Origin of the sequence: Pseudomaricurvus alkylphenolicus, assembly GCF_011683955.1 — a bacterium.
Taxonomy (GTDB): Bacteria; Pseudomonadota; Gammaproteobacteria; order Pseudomonadales; family Cellvibrionaceae; genus Pseudomaricurvus; species Pseudomaricurvus alkylphenolicus.
In genome coordinates this window covers 73863-93808 of sequence record NZ_JAAQPI010000008.1, presented here as the reverse complement: position 1 = coordinate 93808, position 19946 = coordinate 73863, and the positions used below count along the sequence as shown (strand labels likewise).

The window sequence follows — 19946 nt, the reverse complement described above, 5'->3', positions numbered from 1 at the left end:
TCAGTCCTCTGCCACAACTCTATATTCCGCAGAACGGGCGTGAGCTTCCAAAGACTCGCCTCTTGCCAGTACGGAAGCAACCTGCCCCAGCGAGGACGCCGCTGCCGGCGAACAATTGATGATGGAACTGCGCTTCTGGAAGTCGTAAACCCCGAGTGGCGATGAAAAACGGGCAGTGCCGGAAGTCGGCAGCACATGATTGGGCCCCGCACAATAATCTCCCAAAGCCTCAGCTGTGTAACGCCCCATAAAAATGGCGCCAGCATGACGAATACTGGGCAATAGAGCCTGCGGATCCTCCACTGACAACTCCAGGTGCTCCGGAGCGATTCGATTGGCCACTTCGGCGGCCTGCTGCAGATCCTTGACCAGGATAAACGCCCCACGCTCAGTCAGTGACTGGCGGGCTATCTGCTCGCGTTGCAAAGTGGGCAGCAGCTTATCGACACTGGCTTGTACTTTTTGCAGAAAATCAGCATCGGGACTCACCAGGATAGATTGCGCCTGCTCGTCGTGCTCCGCCTGGGAAAACAGATCCATGGCGATCCAGTCCGGATCGGTGCCTCCATCGCAGACCACCAGAATTTCGGACGGGCCGGCAATCATGTCGATAGCAACAGTACCGAACACAGAACGCTTGGCAGTGGCCACAAAAATGTTGCCTGGCCCCACGATCTTGTCCACCTTGGGCACGGTCTCGGTACCATAGGCCAGCGCCGCAACAGCTTGCGCACCACCGACGGTGATCACCTTGTCCACACCGGCAATCGCTGCCGCAGCAAACACCATTTCATTGATTTCACCGCCCGGCGTGGGTACCACCATGATAATTTCATCCACACCCGCCACCTTGGCGGGCAGGGCGTTCATCAGTACCGACGACGGATAAGACGCTTTACCCCCTGGCACATACAATCCCACCCGCTCCATCGCAGTGACTTGCTGGCCAAGCACGGTACCGTCTTCTTCTGTATAGCTCCAGGAGGACTGCTTCTGGTGCTCGTGATAACTGCGTACCCGCTGCGCCGCCACTTCCAGCGACTGACGCTGCTCTTCTGTGATACGTTGCAACGCCTGCTGCAGCCGCTCCCGGGGCACAACCAACTGCCCAACACTGTCGGCGTCAAGTCGGTCAAAGCGATTGGTATACCGCAGCAACGCCGCATCCCCCTCAGACTTTACCTCCGCAAGAATGGCAGAGACGGTTTGTGCGACAGCATCATCCGACACCGATTCCCAAGCCAGCAGATGCTCCAAGCGGGACTCAAAATCCGGGCTGCTGGCATTGAGTTGTTTGATGGGCGTTGCTGTAGTCATGGGTTTTGCTCTTACGGGTATTAACGATAAATTTACAGGGCAGTCTTAACGGCTTCGATCACGCGCTGGATGTGTTCGTGCTTCATCTTCATGGAGGCTTTGTTGACGATCAAACGGGAGCTGATATCCGCAATGTGCTCACGCGGCTCAAGGCCATTGGCCAGCAGTGTATTGCCGGTGTCGACAATATCCACAATTTCATCAGCCAAATCCATAATTGGTGCCAGCTCCATAGCACCATAGAGCTTAATGATGTCAGCTTGGCGTCCCTGGGCGGCGTAATAGCGCTTGGCCACGTTCACATACTTGGTTGCCACCTTGATACGGCCGGGAGGGGTTGTCACTCCCTTCACCGCCGCCGTCATCAAACGGCAGCGTGCGATGCCCAGATCAACGGGCTCATAGAGACCTTCACTGCCGCTTTCCATCAGCGTGTCTTTGCCGGCAATGCCCATATCGGCAGAGCCGAATTTAACATAGGTCGGCACGTCACTGCCGCGCAGAATCAGCAAGCGAACATCCGCCTGATTGGTGGCGAAAATCAGTTTGCGGCTCTTGCTGATATCCTCAGCCGGCTCAACGCCCGCTGCCGCCAGCAGGGGCAGGGTTTCCTTCAGGATTCGGCCCTTGGTCAGGGCAATGGTCAACATCTGTGACATAGGTTTTGGTTGCCTGTGGCTCAAATTTGTTCAGAAAGTTTCACTGTCAGCTGGGTACACGGCGAATGTTGGCGCCGATTAACTGCAGTTTTTCCTCGATACATTCATATCCGCGGTCAATATGATAGATACGGTCCACCACCGTCTCTCCCTGCGCCACCATGCCGGCGATCACCAGGCTGGCGGACGCTCGCAGATCCGAGGCCATAACCGGAGCACCCTTGAGCACCTCAACACCGGTGACAATCGCTGTATTGCCCTCGAGCTTGATATCGGCACCCATGCGATTGAGTTCATGAATCTGAATCAGACGGTTCTCGAAGATCGTTTCGATCACTGTGCCCGTTCCTTCGGCCACTGCATTCATGGCCGTGAACTGTGCCTGCATGTCCGTGGGGAATGCCGGGTAAGGCGCCGTTTTCAGATTGACGGCCCTGGGGCGATTGCCCTTCATATCAAGCTCAATCCAGTCCGGCCCGGTATTCAGATGTGCTCCCGCCTCTTCAAGCTTCAGCAACACCGCCTCGAGCATGTGAGCATCGGTGTCTTTTAACAACACCCGACCTCTGGCTGCCGCTGCAGCGGTGAGGAAGGTACCCGTTTCAATGCGATCGGGCATAACTGAGAAGGTACAGCCCTGCAAGCGCTCAACCCCGTGAATGGTCAGCGTGTCTGTGCCAATACCTTCGATATTGGCCCCCATGGCCACCAGGCAATTGGCGAGATCCACCACCTCCGGTTCCCGCGCGGCATTCTCCAGCACGGTTTTGCCGTCAGCCAGCGCCGCTGCCATGAGCAGGTTCTCGGTGCCACCTACAGTAACGGTGTCCATAAAGATATGCGCACCCTTCAGGCGACCGTCTGAGCGGGCTCGAATATAACCCTCATCGACAGTGATCTCTGCACCCATCGCTTCGAGGCCACGCAAATGGATATCCACCGGGCGCGAACCGATGGCGCAACCACCGGGAAACGACACATTGGCAACACCGTGCCGCGCCAGAATGGGTCCCAGCACCAGAATCGAAGCGCGCATGGTCTTAACCAGATCATAGGGCGCCGTATAGTCATTAATACTGGAGGGGTCCACCTCAACGCACATCTTTTCATCGATGGTAACGCCAACCCCCATGCAGCGAAGCAACGCCAGCATCGTGGTGATGTCGTTAAGATGGGGCAGATTACACACGTGCATGGGCGAATCCGCCAGCAGTGTTGCCGCCAGAATCGGCAAACCGGAGTTCTTGGAACCGGAAATACGGACTTCACCGGCCAGGGGATTCCCGCCGGTTATGAGTAATTTATCCATGGATTGGCAATCAGCCCTGTTTCGCCCACTGCTCCGGGGTATAGGTTTTCATATTAACCGCGTGGATGGCGCCGCTGGCGATCTGGTCGGATAACACTCCGTATACAAGTTGCTGTTTCTTCACGGGTGTCAGGCCCTCGAAGGCCGGGCTGACCACAACCACATTGACGTGGCTGCCCTCAACATTGACCTCCACCTGGCTGTCGGCGATCTGTTCCTGCAAGAGGGCCTTGATTTCTTCGGGCTGCATAGCCAATCCTCGTTCGTGGGCGACATCATTTGAAAGGCGGCATAGTTTAATGAAAAAGGCCGGTCAGCGCATTACTTGGGGCGCTTAACCAGCCTTTAAATGGTGGGAGGATCGCGCCTTAGGGCTCAGCCGGCGGACCAGGTATCGATCACCAGATCCAGATCACCTTTTTCTTCATTGCCTGGGCAAATTGAGAACGGAAGGTGTGGCCCAAATTGACCCCATTAATAACCACGTTCAGCAGTTTCCACTCGCCGGAACTCGGGCTTTTGCCCATGGTGTATGCCACGGTGTTCTCGCCATCCTCCCCGCGCACCTTCTGTACGACGCTGACACGCTTGCGGCTGCCGATATCACCATCGGGAGGGACGACCACAACCTCCTGATTGCCGTAAACGGCCATACCCTTGGCATAGGTGCTGATCAAATTGCTCTGGAAGGCCTGAGCAAAGCGCTTCTTTTGATCGGTTGATGCCTGTTTGGCATAGCGACCCATCACACCACGGGCAATGTAGTCAAAGGCCACTACCGGAGACAATACGTCACCCACGGCCTGATAAAACAGTTCCGGCTCCTCATCCAACAGGTGTCTCTTTTCGGTCACCACCTCCAATACCTGGCCGGTGACCCGCTCCACCACAGCATAGGGGGACTCCGAAGTGGAGGCCGCCAGCTGCTGCGCCTGGGCAGCAGCACCAAAAAATATCAGCCAGGCCATTGAAGCAATAGCTAAAAATGATCCGAGGGGGGATCTTGGGTATGTGACTTGGTTCATGTTTTCTTTCCTTAGGGCCAGACTGCGGCCATTGTTCTCGAGTCTCTCTGAATGGTGCCATTCTAGTGGCACTTCTTGTTTCAGCCGGTGACTTTGATCACAAATTGAGAAAAAGGTTTTACTTCACCGCTGGCGAAACGGCAGTCAAAGTAAAAATCGCAATTTGCAGCTGACAAGCCAAGCCGGTCACTATACCATCTGCCAGCTTTTAACTGCACCATCCAACGCAACCCTCGGGGTATACCATGTCAGAACTCTGGCTAGCCTGGGCAGCCATTCTCGGCGGCTTTGTCGGCCTTATCTGGAGCGCCGATCGATTTGTCGGAGGCAGCGCCGCCATTGCCAAAAACCTGGGCGTCAGCCGACTTGTGATTGGCATGACCATCGTCGCGCTCGGCACCTCCGCGCCGGAAATCGTGGTCTCCATTAGCGCGTCCCTAAAAGGCAGCGGCGACCTGGCAGTCGGCAATGCCCTGGGCTCCAACCTGGCCAACGTCGGCCTGGTACTGGCAATTACCGCCCTGATTGCCCCCATGCCCATCCAGCGCCACCTGATCGTACAGGAAATCCCCATCCTGCTACTGGTGACAGCGGCGGCCGGAGCAGTACTCTTCGATGCCAGAATCTCAAACCTTGAAGGCTTGTTTCTTCTCGGCGCCTTGGTACCCCTTCTCTTTTATATGACCAAAAACCGGGTGGAGCATCCAGAAGAAGAGGAAGAAGCCGACATTCCAAACATGGGTAACCTACATGCAACCCTTTGGTTTATGGTAGGCCTCTGCATTCTCGTGGGCAGCTCTGAATTGCTGGTTTGGGGAGCCCAGACGGTTGCAACCGCCTTTGGCGTGAGCCCTCTGATCATCGGCCTGACAGTAATCGCCGTAGGCACCAGCCTGCCTGAGCTGGCCGCTTCAGTCATGAGTGCCCTTAAAGGTCACCATGAAATGGCCCTTGGCAACATTATCGGCTCCAACATCTTTAATATTCTGGCAGTGATGTCTCTGCCGGGGCTGATCAACCCTCCTTCAATGGAGGCAGAGGTGTTCATGCGGGATTTCGCCGCCATGTCCGGTGTCACCCTGTTACTTGCCGTTGCCATAATCGTCGATTACCGGTTTCGCGGCCAATCCCATGGCAGCGCGCCGTCGGCACGCTTGGGACGCCGCATAGGCACCCTGTTGCTGGCGGGCTATGTCGCCTATTATTACCTTCTGTTTAATTGAGTTGGCCAAGAATGACACAAACACCCAGCGAGATCCCTGCCGATCAACTTCTCAAGTCGGGCACTCGCACGATTGAGATCGAGGCCAAGGCAGTAACTGCCCTGGCAACCCGGATTGACGCCAAATTTGTCGAGGCTTGCCGCCTGTTGCTCAACTGCAAAGGCAGGGTTATCGTGACCGGCATGGGCAAATCCGGCCATATCGGCAATAAGATCGCCGCCACCCTGGCCAGTACCGGCACCCCTGCTTTCTTTGTGCACCCTGGTGAAGCCAGCCATGGCGACCTGGGTATGATCACTCGCAACGATGTCGTGATCGGCATCTCCAATTCAGGCTCCTCAGCTGAGGTGGTGACGCTGCTTCCACTGCTCAAGCGTATGGGCATTCCTCTGATCAGTATGGCCGGCAATGCGGATTCCCCACTGGCACAAGCTGCCACCGTACACCTGGACATCAGCATTGAAACCGAAGCCTGCCCTCTCAATCTGGCCCCAACCACCAGCACCACCGTGACTCTGGCAATGGGAGACGCGCTTGCTGTTGCCCTGCTGGAGGCCCGTGGATTTACCGCTGAGGACTTTGCCTTCTCGCATCCGGGAGGCGCGCTTGGCCGCAAGCTGCTCTTGAAGGTGGAGGATATCATGCACAAAGACGGCGAAGTGCCTCGCGTCAGCCCTGGCACACCCCTTAGCCAGGCGCTGGTTGAAATGACTGAAAAAGGCTTTGGCATGACCACCATTGTGGGAGACGAGGATCAACTCCTGGGGGTATTTACCGATGGTGATTTGCGTCGCAGCGTCGATCACGGAGTGGATCTGAGTAACGCCAATATTGGCGAGGTTATGTCTGAAAACCCCAAGACAGTCAGCGCCAGCATGCTGGCAGCAGAAGCACTGGGCATTATGGAAGACCGAAAAATCACCGCCCTGATTGTCCAGGATGATAGCGGCCGTGCTGCCGGCGTGATCCACATGCACGACATTCTCCGTGCCGGAGTGATGTAAAAAACGATGCGCAACTGGCTGCCCCCACTGGCCATTATCGGCCTGACATTGATGTTTCTATTATTGTGGGAATCCCCTCCGGATGCTTTCCGCTCTCAGCAGCCAAACGACAACCAGGCTCTCGTACCCAATAACATTCTGATTAACAACGTCAACCGGCGTTTCAATGCAGAAGGGCGCCTTGTGTCCATGTTTACCGCCAGCGAAACCCGATATTTCCAGATCAGTCGTCGCGGCCCAACCAGCTCTGACTATGCAGAACTCAGCAAACCGGAACTGACCCTGTTCGGGGAAGATGCCCCCCCCTGGCATATTGTTGCCGAAGAAGGCAAGGCCGAAGATCAGGGAGACCGGATTCTGTTATGGGGCAAAGTTCGCATCTGGCAAACAGACCAGGACAAACTGTCGGAATTCACCACGCCGTTCCTGATTGTAGAGCCGGAGAGACAATACGCGGAGACCGACAAACCTGTTATGATTACGTCCGCCGGCAGCACCACTCAGGCCGTCGGCATGAAGGCATACTTAAAAGAAGACAGAATTCAGCTGCTCTCCCGTGTTAGAGGCACCCATGAACCCCACTAAATTTGCCATTGCCGTCACCACTTTGCTTACCTGCTTTTTTTCCGCTACCGTTGCGGCATTGGCGAGCGATAAAGATCAACCCATTCACATCAGCTCCGATCGCGCCGAACGCAATGACAAGCAAGGTATGACCGTCTACTCAGGCTCAGTACAAATGGATCAGGGCAGCCTGCGCATTTTGGCCGACAAGGTGGTCATCCACAGTATCGACAATCAGGTTTCCAAGATTGTGGCCACTGGAAAACCGGCGCACTACCAGCAGCAGCCTTCTCAGGAAAAACAACTGGTCATCGCCACTGGCAACACTATTGAGTACATGATCGACGGTGAAAAGATCCATCTGATCGAAAACGCCTCCCTGCGTCAAGACGACGGCACCACCATGACCGGCAAGCGTATCAATTACGATATTAAAGAATCGGTGGTGAAGGCCGAGGGTGATAGCAACAGCACCGCCAACAACAAACCTGACCGCATCCATATGGTGATTCCCGCCAAGAGCGAACGCCAGTAGCCGGCCACTATCAGCCCTACCTAACCCGCCACAACCGGAAGTTTATCCAGCCATGCCTACACTTCGAGCCCAGCACCTGGCGAAAAGCTATAAGAGCCGCCAGGTGGTTATCGACGTTTCACTGTCTGTCAGCAGCGGGCAGATTGTCGGTTTGCTGGGCCCTAATGGAGCGGGCAAGACAACCTGCTTTTATATGATTGCCGGGCTTATTGAGGCGGACCAGGGCACTGTCAGAATAGGCGACAAAGTGCTTACTCACCTGCCAATGCACGGACGCGCCAGGGCTGGCATCGGCTACCTGCCTCAAGAAGCCTCTGTATTCCGCAAACTGACGGTATCAGAGAACATTCTGGCTATCCTGGAAACCCGCAAGGACCTGAAGCGCAAGCAGCGGCTGGAAAAGCTCGATAAGTTACTGCGGGAATTCCACATCACTCATATCCACAACAGCCTGGGAATGGCACTCTCAGGCGGTGAACGCCGTCGTGTGGAAATTGCCCGGGCCCTGGCAACTGACCCGGATTTTATCTTGCTGGACGAACCTTTTGCCGGCGTCGACCCCATTTCGGTAAACGACATCAAACAGATCATCCAGCACCTCAAAGAGCGAGGCATTGGTGTATTGATCACGGACCACAATGTGCGGGAAACCCTCGACATCTGCGAAAAGGCCTACATCGTCAGTGAAGGTCATATCATTGCTGAAGGCACCCCCGAGACCGTACTCGCCAATCGCAAGGTGAGAGAGGTTTACCTGGGCCACCAATTCAGCTTATAGTTAGCCACTCCCCCCCTTGTTGACCTGCCTCAATCACCTGAGGATTTAGGCACATTTCTTGCTTGTTAAATTTGCCCTCCTCGGTTAACCTGACTACACTCAAGTCAAACGAGGCGCTATCAACACAGGGCACCCTGGCACCACCTCCGCAGACAGCACTCAGTACGCTCGTCACGTCAATGAGAGAGAGCCCAGCCCCAGCGCCACCAAGAGCTGTCAACTGTCGTACCATTCATGAAGCAATCACTACAACTTAAACTCGGCCAACAACTTACCATGACCCCCCAGCTGCAGCAGGCCATTCGCCTATTGCAGCTTTCCACACTGGACCTTCAGGCCGAAATCCAGGAGGCACTGGACTCCAACCCCATGCTGGAGGTATCCGAAGAAGAGGCCCGGGAAGAGACCAAAACTGAAGCCAACTCCCAGCAGGAAGCGCCTGCCGCAGACGAATCCGCCGCAGACACCAGTCCCGAGAACATTGAAACCACACCCTCTGACGTCACGGCAAGTGCAGAATCCAGCGAAGGGGGGGAAGAAGTGGCGGCTGCCGATGGAGACTGGAACGATGCCATTCCAGAGGATCTGCCCGTTGACACCAGCTGGGATGATGTCTATCAGTCCGCCCCCACCGGAACCGGCCTGGCAGCCCCTGAGAACGATGATAGCGATTTCGAATCCAGGCGGGGCGGAGGCGAGTCCCTGCATCAACATCTGTTCTGGCAGCTAAACCTGACACCTATGTCCGAACGGGATCAGATCATTGCCATGGCGATTATCGATGCCATCCAGGACTCCGGCATGCTGAGCCTGACGGCGGATGAAATTCACCACGGTCTGCAAAGCGAGCTGGAAGAACTGGATCTGGACGAAGTCATCGCTGTACTCCATCGCATTCAGCAGTTCGACCCTGCCGGAGTGGCGAGCCAGGATCTAAGCGAGTGCCTGCTTATTCAGCTTAATCAGTTACCTGCGGATACGCCTTCGCTGAGAGATGCTAAACTGATAGTCAGGGATCACTTACCACTCTTGGGGAGCCGTGACTACAAGCAGCTGATGCGAAAAGCCAAGCTTAAGGAACCACAGCTGCGAGATGCCATCGTATTAATCCAGACGCTCAACCCCCGCCCTGGCGACCAGATCGACAGCGGCGAAACCGAGTACGTAGTGCCCGATGTTTTTGTGACCAAACAGGATGACCGCTGGACTGTGAACCTGAATCCGGACATTGCACCCAAACTGCGTATTAATGACACTTACGCCTCTATGGTCAAGCGGGCGGATTCCAGCAGCGACAACACCTTCTTGCGCGACAACCTGCAGGAGGCCCGATGGTTCCTCAAAAGCCTGCAGAGCCGCAATGAGACCCTTCTCAAGGTGGCCACCTGTATTGTAGAAAAGCAGCGAGGCTTCCTCGATTTTGGCGCAGAAGCCATGAAGCCGCTGGTACTGCATGATGTGGCCGAAGTGGTCGGCATGCACGAGTCCACCATCTCGCGCGTCACCACGCAAAAGTTTATGCACACTCCCCAGGGTATTTTCGAGCTCAAGTACTTTTTCTCAAGTCATGTCAGCACCGACTCCGGTGGTGAATGCTCATCCACGGCGATTCGGGCCATCATCAAAAAACTGGTGGCGGCAGAAAACCCCAAAAAGCCCCTCAGCGACAGCAAGATCACCACACTGCTGGCCGAGCAGGGCATTAAGGTCGCCCGGCGTACCATCGCCAAGTATCGAGAATCTCTGGGAATTCCGGCATCCAATGAGCGCAAACGCCTGGTCTGATCCAAATCAATGGATGATGGCCGGCATTGCCCTAGGATACTAACCGAAAGCCGACATGGTGCCGGCTTTCACTGCCGCCGAGCCTCGGCTCAAAGCGGTCTATCCATAACAAAGGAGCATCACATGCAAATCAACATCAGTGGCCATCACGTTGAATTGACCTCATCCATCAAAGACTACGTCAATACCAAGTTCGACCGACTCGAACGGCACCATGACCGAATTACCAGTACCAACGTCATCCTATCTGTTGATAAACTACGCCAAAAGGCGGAAGCCAATATTCATGTGAGCGGCAAAGACTTCTACGCCGACAGCGAATCCGAAGACCTGTATGCGGCCATTGATCTACTGACCGACAAACTCGATCGCCAGCTCATTAAACACAAAGAAAAGACGCGAAATCACCACCGCTGATCCATGCAAGTCCAATCATTTCTGTCCCAACACCGCGTCTCCTGCGGTGTTGAGGCCAGCAGCAAAAAGCGCGCACTGCAAGCATTGTCGCAACTGATTGCCGCTGACCAGCCCAGCCTCAACCCAGATGATATATTTCTTAACCTGATCGGCCGCGAAAAACTCGGCTCCACAGGCCTGGGCCAGGGAATCGCCATCCCCCACTGCCGCATCAAAAACTGCGCCGGGACCATTGCAGCCCTGATCCAGCTGCGCACACCAGTGGACTTCGAAGCCATCGACGATCAGCCGGTTGATATTCTCTTTGCCCTGCTGGTGCCAGAAGAGGCCCACGACGCCCACCTGCAAACTCTGGCGTCACTGGCGGAGCGCCTGAACCACCCCACTTACCTTGAGGCCCTGAGATTGGCGGGCAGCGACTCGCAGCTCTACGAGGCCGCAGTGTCACTGGACACCCCCTGAACACTCGCTTACCTATGAGGTTTCTTGCTTACCCCTATAAACAGAAATCCTGCGTCATTAGTTTGTAATTACCGGGATTTAGGGTACCTTTGACACTGGAATTTTCGACAGTATAGGTAAAGCATGCGTCTTGTGGTCATCAGCGGTCGCTCAGGATCGGGCAAGAGTACAGCGCTACACGTGCTGGAGGATGTCGGTTTCACCTGCATTGACAACCTGCCGGCCTCATTGCTGCCAGCGCTGGTACAGCAGCTGGACCAGCACCCTCAAAGCCAGTCGTTTGCCGTAAGCATTGATGCCCGCAACACCTGGCAGGAGCTGCAGCAGTTTCCGACGTTACTGTCGCAAGCAAAAATTCCCGGACTCAAGTGCGAAATCCTGTTCCTGGATGCCCGCACTTCGACATTGATCCAGAGATTCAGTGAAACCCGTCGCAGACACCCACTCAGCGATCAGACCACAGATCTGAAAGAAGCCATCGCTCTGGAACACGAGCTGCTGGAGCCTATTTCCAGCTCAGCCGACCTCACCATAGACACCACCGATCTCAACCTGCACCAGCTGCGGGACCTGATTAAACAACGAGTCGTTCCCGATCGATCGCCCGGCATTGCCCTGCAGTTTCAATCGTTTGGATTTAAGCGTGGCATCCCGGTCGATGCCGACCTCGTCTTTGATGTGCGCTGTTTACCCAATCCCTACTGGAAACCCCATCTGAGGGGTTATTCCGGACGCGACCCCAAAGTGGCTGAATTTCTTTCCGCACAGGAAGACGTGCAACAGATGCTCAACGACATCGGTGAGTACCTGGATCGCTGGCTACCACGGTTTATTGCCAACAATCGGAGTTACTTTACAGTCGCCATTGGCTGTACCGGTGGCCAGCATCGCTCGGTATACCTTTGCGAACAACTGTTTCATCGTTTCAGGGGAAAAATAGGCAACACCCAGGTTCGCCACCGCGAACTGGATCGCCAGACCCACCAGATTTCAGCCTGGAGCGATACCGCTGGTGGCGTAAGAAAATAATCACCGGCGGCCTTAAAGGGAGAGTCTGAATGCTGACCGAAACCGTAACCATCATCAACAAGCTTGGCCTCCATGCCCGGGCTGCTGCCCTATTTGCCAGCACTGCCGGGCGCTACTCCAGTCAGATCAAAGTCGGCCTCAACGGCAAATCCGTCGATGCCAAGAGCGTTATGTCGTTGATGCTGCTGGCGGCCAATAAAGGCTGCGAGGTGCATCTCGAAGTGGACGGCAGTGACCAGGAAGAAGCCATGCAGGCCATTGTTGAACTGATCAACAATCGCTTCAATGAAGAAGAATGAAAAAGCGTGCGAGAAGACGATAACCACCCGGCGACGCTGGAATCCCGGAGGCTGCACCATTAGAATACACGCCATCTGAGCCACCCCACCCAAATGCGAGCGACTGCCTATGCCTCACAACGCCGAAGAACTGCTCGACCTGACCCAGGCACAGCTCGGCGAAATCAACGAGGCCCTCAATAGCGGTACCTTCCGCCAGGTCAGGCGCATGTTCAATGGCCTGCAAGCTGCGGAAATTGCCCACCTTCTCGAATCATCACCACCGCCGTCACGCCGCGTGCTATGGCAATTGGTTGACAAAGAAATGGAAGGTGATGTCCTGCAGGAACTGTCAGACGACATCCAGGCACAATTCCTGCGCGGCATGAATACCGCCGAGGTGGTTGAAATCACCGAAGGCATGGACGCCGACGACCTGGCCGACATCCTGCAACAACTTCCTGACCGCGTCATTCGCGAAGTACTTTCCGCCATGAGTGCTCAGGATCGTCAGCGGGTCGAGCAAGTGCTCTCCTACGACGAAGACACTGCCGGCGGCCTGATGGACACAGACACCATTACTGTCCGCCCGCGACTGACCCTGGACGTGGTACTGCGCTATCTGCGCCGCCACGACGAACTGCCGCCCTCAACCGACAATCTCATTGTCGTCAATCGCCGCGGCCAATTTGTGGGGCTGCTGCCCCTGTCCAAACTCCTGACCTCCGCACCTAACATCACCGTGCGCGAAGTCATGCTGACAGACGTAGAAGCGATTCCCGCCGCCATGCCGGACAATGAAGTCGCCAGTCTGTTTGAGCGCAACGACTGGGTATCGGCCCCGGTCACCGACGACAACGGCATCGTGTTGGGCCGGATCACCATCGACGACGTCGTAGACGTGATCCGGGAAGACGCCGACCACTCACTGATGAGCATGGCCGGCCTCGACGAAGAAGAAGACACCTTCGCACCGGTTATGCGCACCGCGCCCCGTCGCGCCGTCTGGCTCGGTGTCAATCTGCTGACCGCCATCATCGCCTCAGCAGTCATCAACATCTTTGAAGACACCATCGACAAAGTGGTGGCCCTGGCCGTCCTTATGCCCATCGTCGCCAGCATGGGGGGTGTTGCTGGCAGCCAGACCCTGACCGTCGTCATTCGCGGCATGGCCCTGGGTCAAATTGGCCGCAGCAACATCAGCTGGCTGCTGTCGCGGGAATTCCGCGTGGGATTACTCAACGGCATGCTCTGGGCCGCACTGATGGCGGGTGTCGCCGGAGCCTGGTTTAACGACCCCACCATCTCCCTGATTATCGCGGCGGCCATGATTATCAACCTGCTCACCGCAGCCATCGCGGGCGCGCTGCTGCCCATCACCCTGCGCAGCCTCAATATCGATCCCGCACTGGCGGGCAGTGTCGCGCTGACCACCGTTACCGACGTGGTTGGTTTTTTTGCCTTTCTCGGCCTCGCCACCTATTTTTATGCCTGAAGCCAGTGCCAACTTATCTGGAAATACCCATGTCCGACTTTGACGATATATACCCCGAAGACGAAGAAGAATTTGTCAGATCCAAAACCGAAATCAAACGTGAGATGGCCGAGCTGCAGGAGCTGGGCACCAAAATCGTGGAACTGAGCGAAAAGTACATCTCCAGAATTCCCCTGGAAGGCCAACTGGCCGAAGCCATACACCAGGCCCGGGGCATGAAGCACAGAGAAGGCAGACGTCGCCAGCTGCAATTTATTGGCAAACTCATGCGCAAAGCGGAAAACATCGACGACATTCGTGCCGCCTATCAGAAAATTGTGAACATTGGCCAGGAGCACACCAAAATCCAACACCAGTGCGAGCAATGGCGCGACAAACTTATGGATGACGGCAACAGTGCTCTGCAGGGATTTATCAACGATTTCCCCGCCGCCAACGTTCAACACCTGCGCCAGCTGATTCGCAACGCACAGAAAGAACGCAGCCAGCAAAAACCACCCAGCAGCGCACGCAAGCTGTTTAAGTATATTCGCGAATTGATCGAAGCCTGAAGCTAGAGGCCGGTCGGATAGCGTCTATTTAAGCCAAGTTGGCACTATTCTCTGTAGCAGCCCGAGGGCGACTGGTTTTGGCACCTTGCACCGGTCGCGCTCAGAGCGCGCTGCTACGGTGAGCATTGAGCCATTGAAAATTGCCGTAGAATCTCCGAGTGCGACCCGTTGAACCAGCACTGAAATCGGTGCCATTCTAGACCACTCTATTGTCTTCAGGACAGGCTCATCATGCTCAGGGCTGCTTGTTTTCAACCGGGCTGTGCTTCGGGCTTTCCTGATTGGCGGGAATAAACTTGAGCGCCGCGGAGTTAATGCAGTAGCGCAAACCGGTAGGACGCGGCCCATCTTCAAACACATGGCCCAGATGCTCGCCACACTTCGAGAGCACTTCTACCCGTTTAATACCAAGCCAACTGTAATCGTCCTTGAGAATAATATTGCCCTTGTCCACCACCTCCCAGAAACTGGGCCAGCCGGTACCGGATTTAAACTTGTGAGCCGAGCTGAACACCGGGATTTCACAGCCGGCCGTTACAAACACCCCCTCTCTTTTCTCATTAAGCAAAGCACCGGTAAACGGACGCTCGGTTCCGGCCTTCCACATAATCTTGTACTGCTGAGGGGTTAACAACTGACGCCAGACAGATTTGGGAATGGACTCCAAATCAGTCCCATTAGCAATCCGCGCCCTCGCCTCTTCCACAGTCAGCCCCTCAGATGCCTGCAATCCAAGAGAACCAATCAACAGCAACAAGAGTAGCGATAGAGATTTAAGTAATGAAAACTTCATCGGGTTTTCCGTCTCACTGATATCAAGAGCTTAGAGCGCCCCAAAACAAGAAAATTCCCAAAAAAATAACATTGAGGCACCCAACTTGACGCACCGCGGTGTAAAAGGTGGCTGGGCAGTTGTTTTCAGAGCATCAAAGAGGGTGCCGATGGAGTCAAAAAGACCGGCGTTTTTTGCCGAGCTTTTTGGGGACTGAGGGAAGCCCGGAGGGCCACCCGACCGCTCTGAAAACAACTGCCCAGCCGCCTTCTTAAGGCACAAAACCAGAAGCTACAGAAATTTGCTGAAAACAACTGCCCAGCCGCCGCTTAAGGCACAAGACCAGAAGCTACAAACAACCACACGCAAAGCCAGAAAATGTTCCAAACCAAGTCGTCTCGGCCACCGAATGAAACTACCGCCCGGAATCCAGCGGCTCAGCCTCACCCCCGGAAGGCACCGGTTCAGACCCAGGAGCGGGTCCAGTCTCCAACGCCGGTGCAGACTCCCCCTGCTGAGACTCCTCACGACTGCTCTTACCCGCCTTACTCGCCGCCTTATCATCAAACAAGCGATCAAACCGAACATCGGGCTGATCCCACTGCCCCTCCATCCGATAACTCAGGCTCGACACCTTCTCCACCTGTTTCTCAAAAATCTTACTCACCGCATAAACGCCCGCCGCCGCCGGCAGACCCGCCGCCAGGGCCGCAATCAGAGTCGCATTACCCCCGACCGGCAAAGTTGCCACCAAAGAGGCATCCAACGTTTCCTCCTGCAGATTAATCTGCCCCCCCATTCGCAACTTCGAAGACGGTGTCTTCACCACGATCGGCTCCATCATATAAAGCTTGCCGCGATCAAACGTCATGGTTCCCTCAATCTCGTCGAACGCCATACCGCCCTTATACAAATCCGAAAAATCCAACTGCAGGCGCCGCACCCAACTGTCAAAATTGAACAGCCCTACCAAACGCAAAAATGCATTACTCGCCTGACCACTGCTGCGGAAAAAGCGCCCCTGATCCACAGCAACATCCAACTCACCCGCCAACGCCGACAGCGACACCGTGGCGGGTGACCCTGGCCAGGTAAAATCGAGATCAAGATCCATCGACTCCGTCTCCAGAAACTTCGGCAGCTCCCAGGCCTTGGATACCTTCACCAGATTTTCACTGTGAAAACGCCCGCGAAAACGCGTCTGCTGCAAAGTCTCTGTCTTCGTCCAGGTCAACTGCGCACCACTCGAATCCGCCCGATGTCCCAACACCTCCACGCCCCGAACCGCCCCGCGAATATCTCCCACATTGACACCGGTCGCCGTCGGACGAACCTGCATGGACCAACTGCCGTAATCCGCATCTTCCAACTGCAGCTGAGCCACTGAAATATTCATCGCAGGGAGAATCGCGGGATCATAATTCCGAAGCGGGTCCCCGTCCGCAACCACCACCGGCTCCGCCGGCATCATAGAGCCTTCAGCTGATAGAGAGCCTTCAGCTGATAGAGAGCCTTCAGCTGATAGAGAGCCTTCAGCGGGTAGAGAGCCTTCAGCTGATAAAGAGCCTTCAGCTGATAAAGAGCCTTCAGCTGATAAAGAGCCTTCAGCGGGCAGAGAACCCTCAGCTGTTAAGGAGCCTTCAGTCGTCAAGGCATCATCAACCTGTAAAGAGACATCCGTGTGTAAGGAGTCTTCTGACTCCGGTATCACACCCTCTGCTTCTACCGCCTCAGAACCTTCCGCAGAAGCCATTGCCAGAGGGTTATCCAGTTTGAGGTAATCCAGATCGATCTCCATAGGCCGGTCACTATCAAACCATCGGACATCTCCCTTCACATTCTCTGCAGCCATCGCTATTTGCCAACCATCGGGCATCTGGCCTCCAATCAAATGGAGGTCCTGCAATTGCCAGCTCCCCCAATACAGAGACGGCGTATGCAAATCGAGGTTTAGCGACGGTTGCTGCGATCCATTCTCCACCGATGGATTATCGGACTTTAGCTGCTGCGAGAAGGCCTCATAACGCTCAATCACCGTCCACCAGAGTTGCGCATCCGTCGCTTCCAGATACCCCTTTAACAAAATGGCGGTCGCATTCCGCTCGGCCTCATCGGGCCAATCCCCCCAGGGTTCCGTCGCTCTGACATCGATCACTCCCCTGAGAACATCGTCCCTTTGACTCAGATGCACATCCACCAAGTCATCGAGCTGCAGTTGATACTCAACCCCCTCCTGACTGACTGGCACCTGCAGTCTCAACTGCCGCCCTTCCTCAGCCTGCTTGCCAAACGGCGCGGGCAGATCAATCTCAGCTCCCCACAGATCACTCTCGGCCGACACAACAACACCTGCGTTCTCACCAACACTCACCGCCACACTGCCCGCCACCGGTGCCAATCCCTCGACAAACAATGCCTCCGGTCGTTTGATCCACTTGGCCAACTCAGCAAAATCCACCATGCCATCGAAATTGACTGCCGTGCTCAATCCCGCAGCTTCACCCTGCTGCAGCTTAGACTCAATCACAACCTCAAAGGCCTGGTCCCAGAGACTGGCGTCAAGTTTGGGGGCCGTCAGCCCCTGAACCGACGAATACCTGAGATCGCCCGTTATAGCCTCAATCGTCAGATCCAAATCCGTCAGCTGCAAATTGGCGTCATCAAGACGAGCACTCACCTCCTGACTTTGGCGACCTCCCGCTTTTAGTGGCACCGCCAGATCCACATCAGCATCCAGGCGCCCGGACAACTTCCAGCTGTCAAATGCCGGGCCCAGCGCCTCTCGAATTGGAGTCGCAGTCAACAGTTCCAGAGCCGTACCCGCATCGCCATTCAGTCCACCGTTAATCAGAACCAGGCTGGCGGCGTCAGTGACCTTTACCTGAGTTGGCTTTAGTGATGCCTGCAAAAACTGCCCGCGCTCGACCCTGGCGTCCACCTCATCGGTATCCACCTCCACATAGCCATCGAAGGCGTCCACACTGGGCCAACGCGAATCGTAGTCAAGCGTTGCGTTTGATAAATTGAGGCCCAACTGCACTGAACGCGCCCGGCTGGCCTGCTTGCCGAAGTAGCCCTGCATCACAAAACCACCATTGTCCAGTTGACCACCAACCAGGGCTTTGTCCAGCCACTCCAACAGCGTCTGCGGCAAAACATAAGGAACCAGCTTATCGTGGTAACGAACCTGCCCCTCCTGCAACCCGATCTGCAGTATCAGCTCACTCGGACGGGAATCACGCTTGAGTGGTACATCGAGATAAAAATAACCATTAGCCCGCCCCAGCTCACCCGTCAGCTCCAAGCGTCCGCTATTCACCCAGACCTGATTTTCGTCCGGCAACACCTCCCAGCCAACCTGTCCACTGGCCTGTTCAAAAGAGAACGCCTGTCGATACACCTGGGGGAAGTGCATATCGAAACCCTGACGACTGTCAATCTCCACAAACCCTTTAGCCGCACCGGCCTCAATATAGCCGTCAAGGCGCCCAATTTGGGGAGCGCCCTTCCAATCATTCACAGATACCTGGCTCAAATTGGCCTTGAGCAGAAAGTCCTTGGGATTATTCAACGGCACGCTGACGTGGAGATTTTGCAAGCTCCCGGCGGGGTCCAGCTCTCCCAGGATACGGGATACCTCCTTGGGAAACTCCGGCAAAGCACGCGCTCGCTTTAACAGAGGCTGCAGATCGATGTTACTCACTCGAACATCTATAGCCGGGCGCTCAAACCCGCCGACCAACTCCAGGTCAATAGACTGACTGTGCTTACCTTGCCAGGCAGCGTAAAGTTGCTGCAACTGGAGCTGCCATCCTTCCTGTGGATGCCAGTCGCCGTCCAGGGTTACCTGCATCTCTTCTGGCCAAGGCCCATTTGGCTGACCATCACGCTGGTAACTGATCCAGCCTTTCAACCCCAAATGTGCATCGCTGCGGTTCGTCAGCCATAGCTTGGTGCTGGCAGTGGCATCACTGATCCCGGCCCGATTGGCGAACTGCTCAGAGGCAAAGGCCACAGATGCTGACAGAGGATAGTCATCGATCTGCAGATATCCATTGCCGCGGAACTGCCGCCAGTCGCCGGGATCCCCCATGCCTTCATAGACCAGAGAAACCACATTGGGCCGGTCAGGCAAATCCAGCCCAGCCTGCACGCGATGAAATTCATCATCGTTTTGAAGCAGCATACGACTGAGGCTCAGCTGGTGCTCACGACCGCTGCGAAAGGTAAAGTGGAGATCGATATCATTAAGCTGAATCAGTCGGCCGGCCAGAAACAGCTCTGCGGGTTCCGCCTTACCCATATCCAGATCACTTGATGATTGGCGACGTGTAAATCCTTTGAGATTCCAGTTCCCCTCATCGGATTGGTGAAGGTGCACATTGACACCGGAGAACTCGACCTGCCAGATCCGAAGCCGCCAATCCAGCAACGATTGCAGCAGATCCAGGGTGGCCCTGGCCTGCCGGACCTCAACAACCTTCTCTCCGGCAGGGGATTGCAACTGGAAACCGGTAAAGGCCAACTCCGGTCTCAACCCGGTCCAGTTGGCTTCGATACTCTCGAAGCTGGCCTCGGCACCCAACAGGCCGGACACATATCCGGCAAGTGCCTGGCGCTGATCAGAGATTACCGGTGCCAATTCTCGGCCCAGCTGCACAACAACCGCCGTGAAAATACACAGCAGTGCCAGCGCACTCCAGAACCTGCGCGCCAGCCACCCCATGTGCCTTTTCATCTGTT

General features: G+C 55.5%; 19 protein-coding genes. 12 read left to right on the top strand and 7 right to left on the bottom strand.

The genetic code is table 11. The features are described 5' to 3' along the window. The 5 genes from hisD to HBA55_RS19830 form a co-directional block, all read right to left on the bottom strand. Window positions 1–1317: a histidinol dehydrogenase gene (hisD, locus tag HBA55_RS19850; RefSeq protein ID WP_166995051.1), complete on the bottom strand. Its 1317-nt coding sequence runs from the start codon at window positions 1315–1317 to the stop codon at window positions 1–3. Window positions 1318–1349: 32 nt separating this feature from the next. Continuing rightward, complete coding sequence (gene hisG / locus HBA55_RS19845; RefSeq protein ID WP_166995049.1) at window positions 1350–1976, bottom strand: ATP phosphoribosyltransferase; 627 nt, start codon at window positions 1974–1976, stop codon at window positions 1350–1352. A 46-nt stretch (window positions 1977–2022) separates the two neighbouring features. After that, on the bottom strand, window positions 2023–3285 hold the full coding sequence (gene murA, locus HBA55_RS19840; protein WP_166995047.1) for a UDP-N-acetylglucosamine 1-carboxyvinyltransferase: 1263 nt from the start codon (window positions 3283–3285) through the stop codon (window positions 2023–2025). A 10-nt stretch (window positions 3286–3295) separates the two neighbouring features. Further along, entirely contained in the window at window positions 3296–3535 is a 240-nt protein-coding gene (locus HBA55_RS19835; protein ID WP_166995045.1) for a BolA family protein, read from the bottom strand. Between the two features lie 148 nt (window positions 3536–3683). Beyond that, entirely contained in the window at window positions 3684–4310 is a 627-nt protein-coding gene (locus tag HBA55_RS19830) for an MlaC/ttg2D family ABC transporter substrate-binding protein (RefSeq protein WP_166995043.1), read from the bottom strand. A gap of 245 nt (window positions 4311–4555) precedes the next feature. Here HBA55_RS19830 and HBA55_RS19825 point away from each other — a divergent pair, with 245 nt between their 5' ends. The 12 genes from HBA55_RS19825 (at window position 4556) to yjgA (ending at window position 14431) form a co-directional block, all read left to right on the top strand. Further along, window positions 4556–5533, top strand: a complete 978-nt coding sequence (locus HBA55_RS19825) for a calcium/sodium antiporter (RefSeq protein WP_166995041.1) — start codon at window positions 4556–4558, stop codon at window positions 5531–5533. A 32-nt stretch (window positions 5534–5565) separates the two neighbouring features. Continuing rightward, on the top strand, window positions 5566–6537 hold the full coding sequence (locus HBA55_RS19820) for a KpsF/GutQ family sugar-phosphate isomerase (RefSeq protein ID WP_420821507.1): 972 nt from the start codon (window positions 5566–5568) through the stop codon (window positions 6535–6537). Between the two features lie 6 nt (window positions 6538–6543). Continuing rightward, window positions 6544–7122, top strand: coding sequence for an LPS export ABC transporter periplasmic protein LptC (lptC, locus tag HBA55_RS19815; RefSeq protein ID WP_166995037.1), 579 nt, complete (start codon window positions 6544–6546; stop codon window positions 7120–7122). Continuing rightward, window positions 7109–7636: a lipopolysaccharide transport periplasmic protein LptA gene (gene lptA, locus HBA55_RS19810; RefSeq protein WP_166995035.1), complete on the top strand. Its 528-nt coding sequence runs from the start codon at window positions 7109–7111 to the stop codon at window positions 7634–7636. Before lptC ends, lptA begins: the two co-directional genes overlap by 14 nt. Before the next feature lie 52 nt (window positions 7637–7688). Continuing rightward, window positions 7689–8414 (top strand): LPS export ABC transporter ATP-binding protein, encoded by a 726-nt coding sequence (lptB, locus tag HBA55_RS19805; RefSeq protein WP_166995033.1) that lies wholly within the window; start codon window positions 7689–7691, stop codon window positions 8412–8414. A gap of 234 nt (window positions 8415–8648) precedes the next feature. Next, the gene (locus HBA55_RS19800) at window positions 8649–10199 is read left to right on the top strand and encodes an RNA polymerase factor sigma-54 (RefSeq protein WP_166995031.1); all 1551 of its coding nucleotides are present in this window, start codon (window positions 8649–8651) and stop codon (window positions 10197–10199) included. A 123-nt stretch (window positions 10200–10322) separates the two neighbouring features. Next, window positions 10323–10616 carry a ribosome hibernation-promoting factor, HPF/YfiA family gene (gene hpf / locus HBA55_RS19795; protein WP_166995029.1) on the top strand — a complete coding sequence of 98 codons (294 nt, stop codon included), beginning with the start codon at window positions 10323–10325 and terminating at the stop codon, window positions 10614–10616. Window positions 10617–10619: 3 nt separating this feature from the next. After that, window positions 10620–11078 carry a PTS IIA-like nitrogen regulatory protein PtsN gene (ptsN, locus tag HBA55_RS19790; protein WP_166995027.1) on the top strand — a complete coding sequence of 153 codons (459 nt, stop codon included), beginning with the start codon at window positions 10620–10622 and terminating at the stop codon, window positions 11076–11078. Between the two features lie 123 nt (window positions 11079–11201). Then, window positions 11202–12107, top strand: coding sequence for an RNase adapter RapZ (rapZ, locus tag HBA55_RS19785; RefSeq protein ID WP_166995025.1), 906 nt, complete (start codon window positions 11202–11204; stop codon window positions 12105–12107). Window positions 12108–12136: 29 nt separating this feature from the next. Further along, window positions 12137–12406 carry an HPr family phosphocarrier protein gene (locus HBA55_RS19780; RefSeq protein ID WP_166995023.1) on the top strand — a complete coding sequence of 90 codons (270 nt, stop codon included), beginning with the start codon at window positions 12137–12139 and terminating at the stop codon, window positions 12404–12406. A 109-nt stretch (window positions 12407–12515) separates the two neighbouring features. Then, complete coding sequence (gene mgtE, locus HBA55_RS19775; RefSeq protein ID WP_166995021.1) at window positions 12516–13880, top strand: magnesium transporter; 1365 nt, start codon at window positions 12516–12518, stop codon at window positions 13878–13880. A 29-nt stretch (window positions 13881–13909) separates the two neighbouring features. Next, entirely contained in the window at window positions 13910–14431 is a 522-nt protein-coding gene (gene yjgA, locus HBA55_RS19770) for a ribosome biogenesis factor YjgA (protein WP_166995019.1), read from the top strand. Between the two features lie 235 nt (window positions 14432–14666). Here the strand turns inward: yjgA and msrB are convergent, their stop codons facing one another. Further along, entirely contained in the window at window positions 14667–15224 is a 558-nt protein-coding gene (gene msrB, locus HBA55_RS19765) for a peptide-methionine (R)-S-oxide reductase MsrB (RefSeq protein ID WP_166995017.1), read from the bottom strand. Window positions 15225–15618: 394 nt separating this feature from the next. Continuing rightward, the gene (locus tag HBA55_RS19760) at window positions 15619–19941 is read right to left on the bottom strand and encodes a YhdP family protein (protein ID WP_166995015.1); all 4323 of its coding nucleotides are present in this window, start codon (window positions 19939–19941) and stop codon (window positions 15619–15621) included. Between the last annotated feature and the right edge of the window lie 5 nt (window positions 19942–19946).

Excerpts from the sequence above, each read along its gene's own strand:
- hisD (WP_166995051.1), bottom strand. The coding sequence starts at position 1,317 with ATGACTACAGCAACGCCCATCAAACAACTCAATGCCAGCAGCCCGGAT.
- hisG (WP_166995049.1), bottom strand. The coding sequence starts at position 1,976 with ATGTCACAGATGTTGACCATTGCCCTGACCAAGGGCCGAATCCTGAAG.
- murA (WP_166995047.1), bottom strand. The coding sequence starts at position 3,285 with ATGGATAAATTACTCATAACCGGCGGGAATCCCCTGGCCGGTGAAGTC.
- HBA55_RS19835 (WP_166995045.1), bottom strand. The coding sequence starts at position 3,535 with ATGCAGCCCGAAGAAATCAAGGCCCTCTTGCAGGAACAGATCGCCGAC.
- HBA55_RS19830 (WP_166995043.1), bottom strand. The coding sequence starts at position 4,310 with ATGAACCAAGTCACATACCCAAGATCCCCCCTCGGATCATTTTTAGCT.
- HBA55_RS19825 (WP_166995041.1), top strand. The coding sequence starts at position 4,556 with ATGTCAGAACTCTGGCTAGCCTGGGCAGCCATTCTCGGCGGCTTTGTC.
- lptC (WP_166995037.1), top strand. The coding sequence starts at position 6,544 with ATGCGCAACTGGCTGCCCCCACTGGCCATTATCGGCCTGACATTGATG.
- lptA (WP_166995035.1), top strand. The coding sequence starts at position 7,109 with ATGAACCCCACTAAATTTGCCATTGCCGTCACCACTTTGCTTACCTGC.
- lptB (WP_166995033.1), top strand. The coding sequence starts at position 7,689 with ATGCCTACACTTCGAGCCCAGCACCTGGCGAAAAGCTATAAGAGCCGC.
- HBA55_RS19800 (WP_166995031.1), top strand. The coding sequence starts at position 8,649 with ATGAAGCAATCACTACAACTTAAACTCGGCCAACAACTTACCATGACC.
- hpf (WP_166995029.1), top strand. The coding sequence starts at position 10,323 with ATGCAAATCAACATCAGTGGCCATCACGTTGAATTGACCTCATCCATC.
- ptsN (WP_166995027.1), top strand. The coding sequence starts at position 10,620 with ATGCAAGTCCAATCATTTCTGTCCCAACACCGCGTCTCCTGCGGTGTT.
- rapZ (WP_166995025.1), top strand. The coding sequence starts at position 11,202 with ATGCGTCTTGTGGTCATCAGCGGTCGCTCAGGATCGGGCAAGAGTACA.
- HBA55_RS19780 (WP_166995023.1), top strand. The coding sequence starts at position 12,137 with ATGCTGACCGAAACCGTAACCATCATCAACAAGCTTGGCCTCCATGCC.
- mgtE (WP_166995021.1), top strand. The coding sequence starts at position 12,516 with ATGCCTCACAACGCCGAAGAACTGCTCGACCTGACCCAGGCACAGCTC.
- yjgA (WP_166995019.1), top strand. The coding sequence starts at position 13,910 with ATGTCCGACTTTGACGATATATACCCCGAAGACGAAGAAGAATTTGTC.
- msrB (WP_166995017.1), bottom strand. The coding sequence starts at position 15,224 with ATGAAGTTTTCATTACTTAAATCTCTATCGCTACTCTTGTTGCTGTTG.
- HBA55_RS19760 (WP_166995015.1), bottom strand. The coding sequence starts at position 19,941 with ATGAAAAGGCACATGGGGTGGCTGGCGCGCAGGTTCTGGAGTGCGCTG.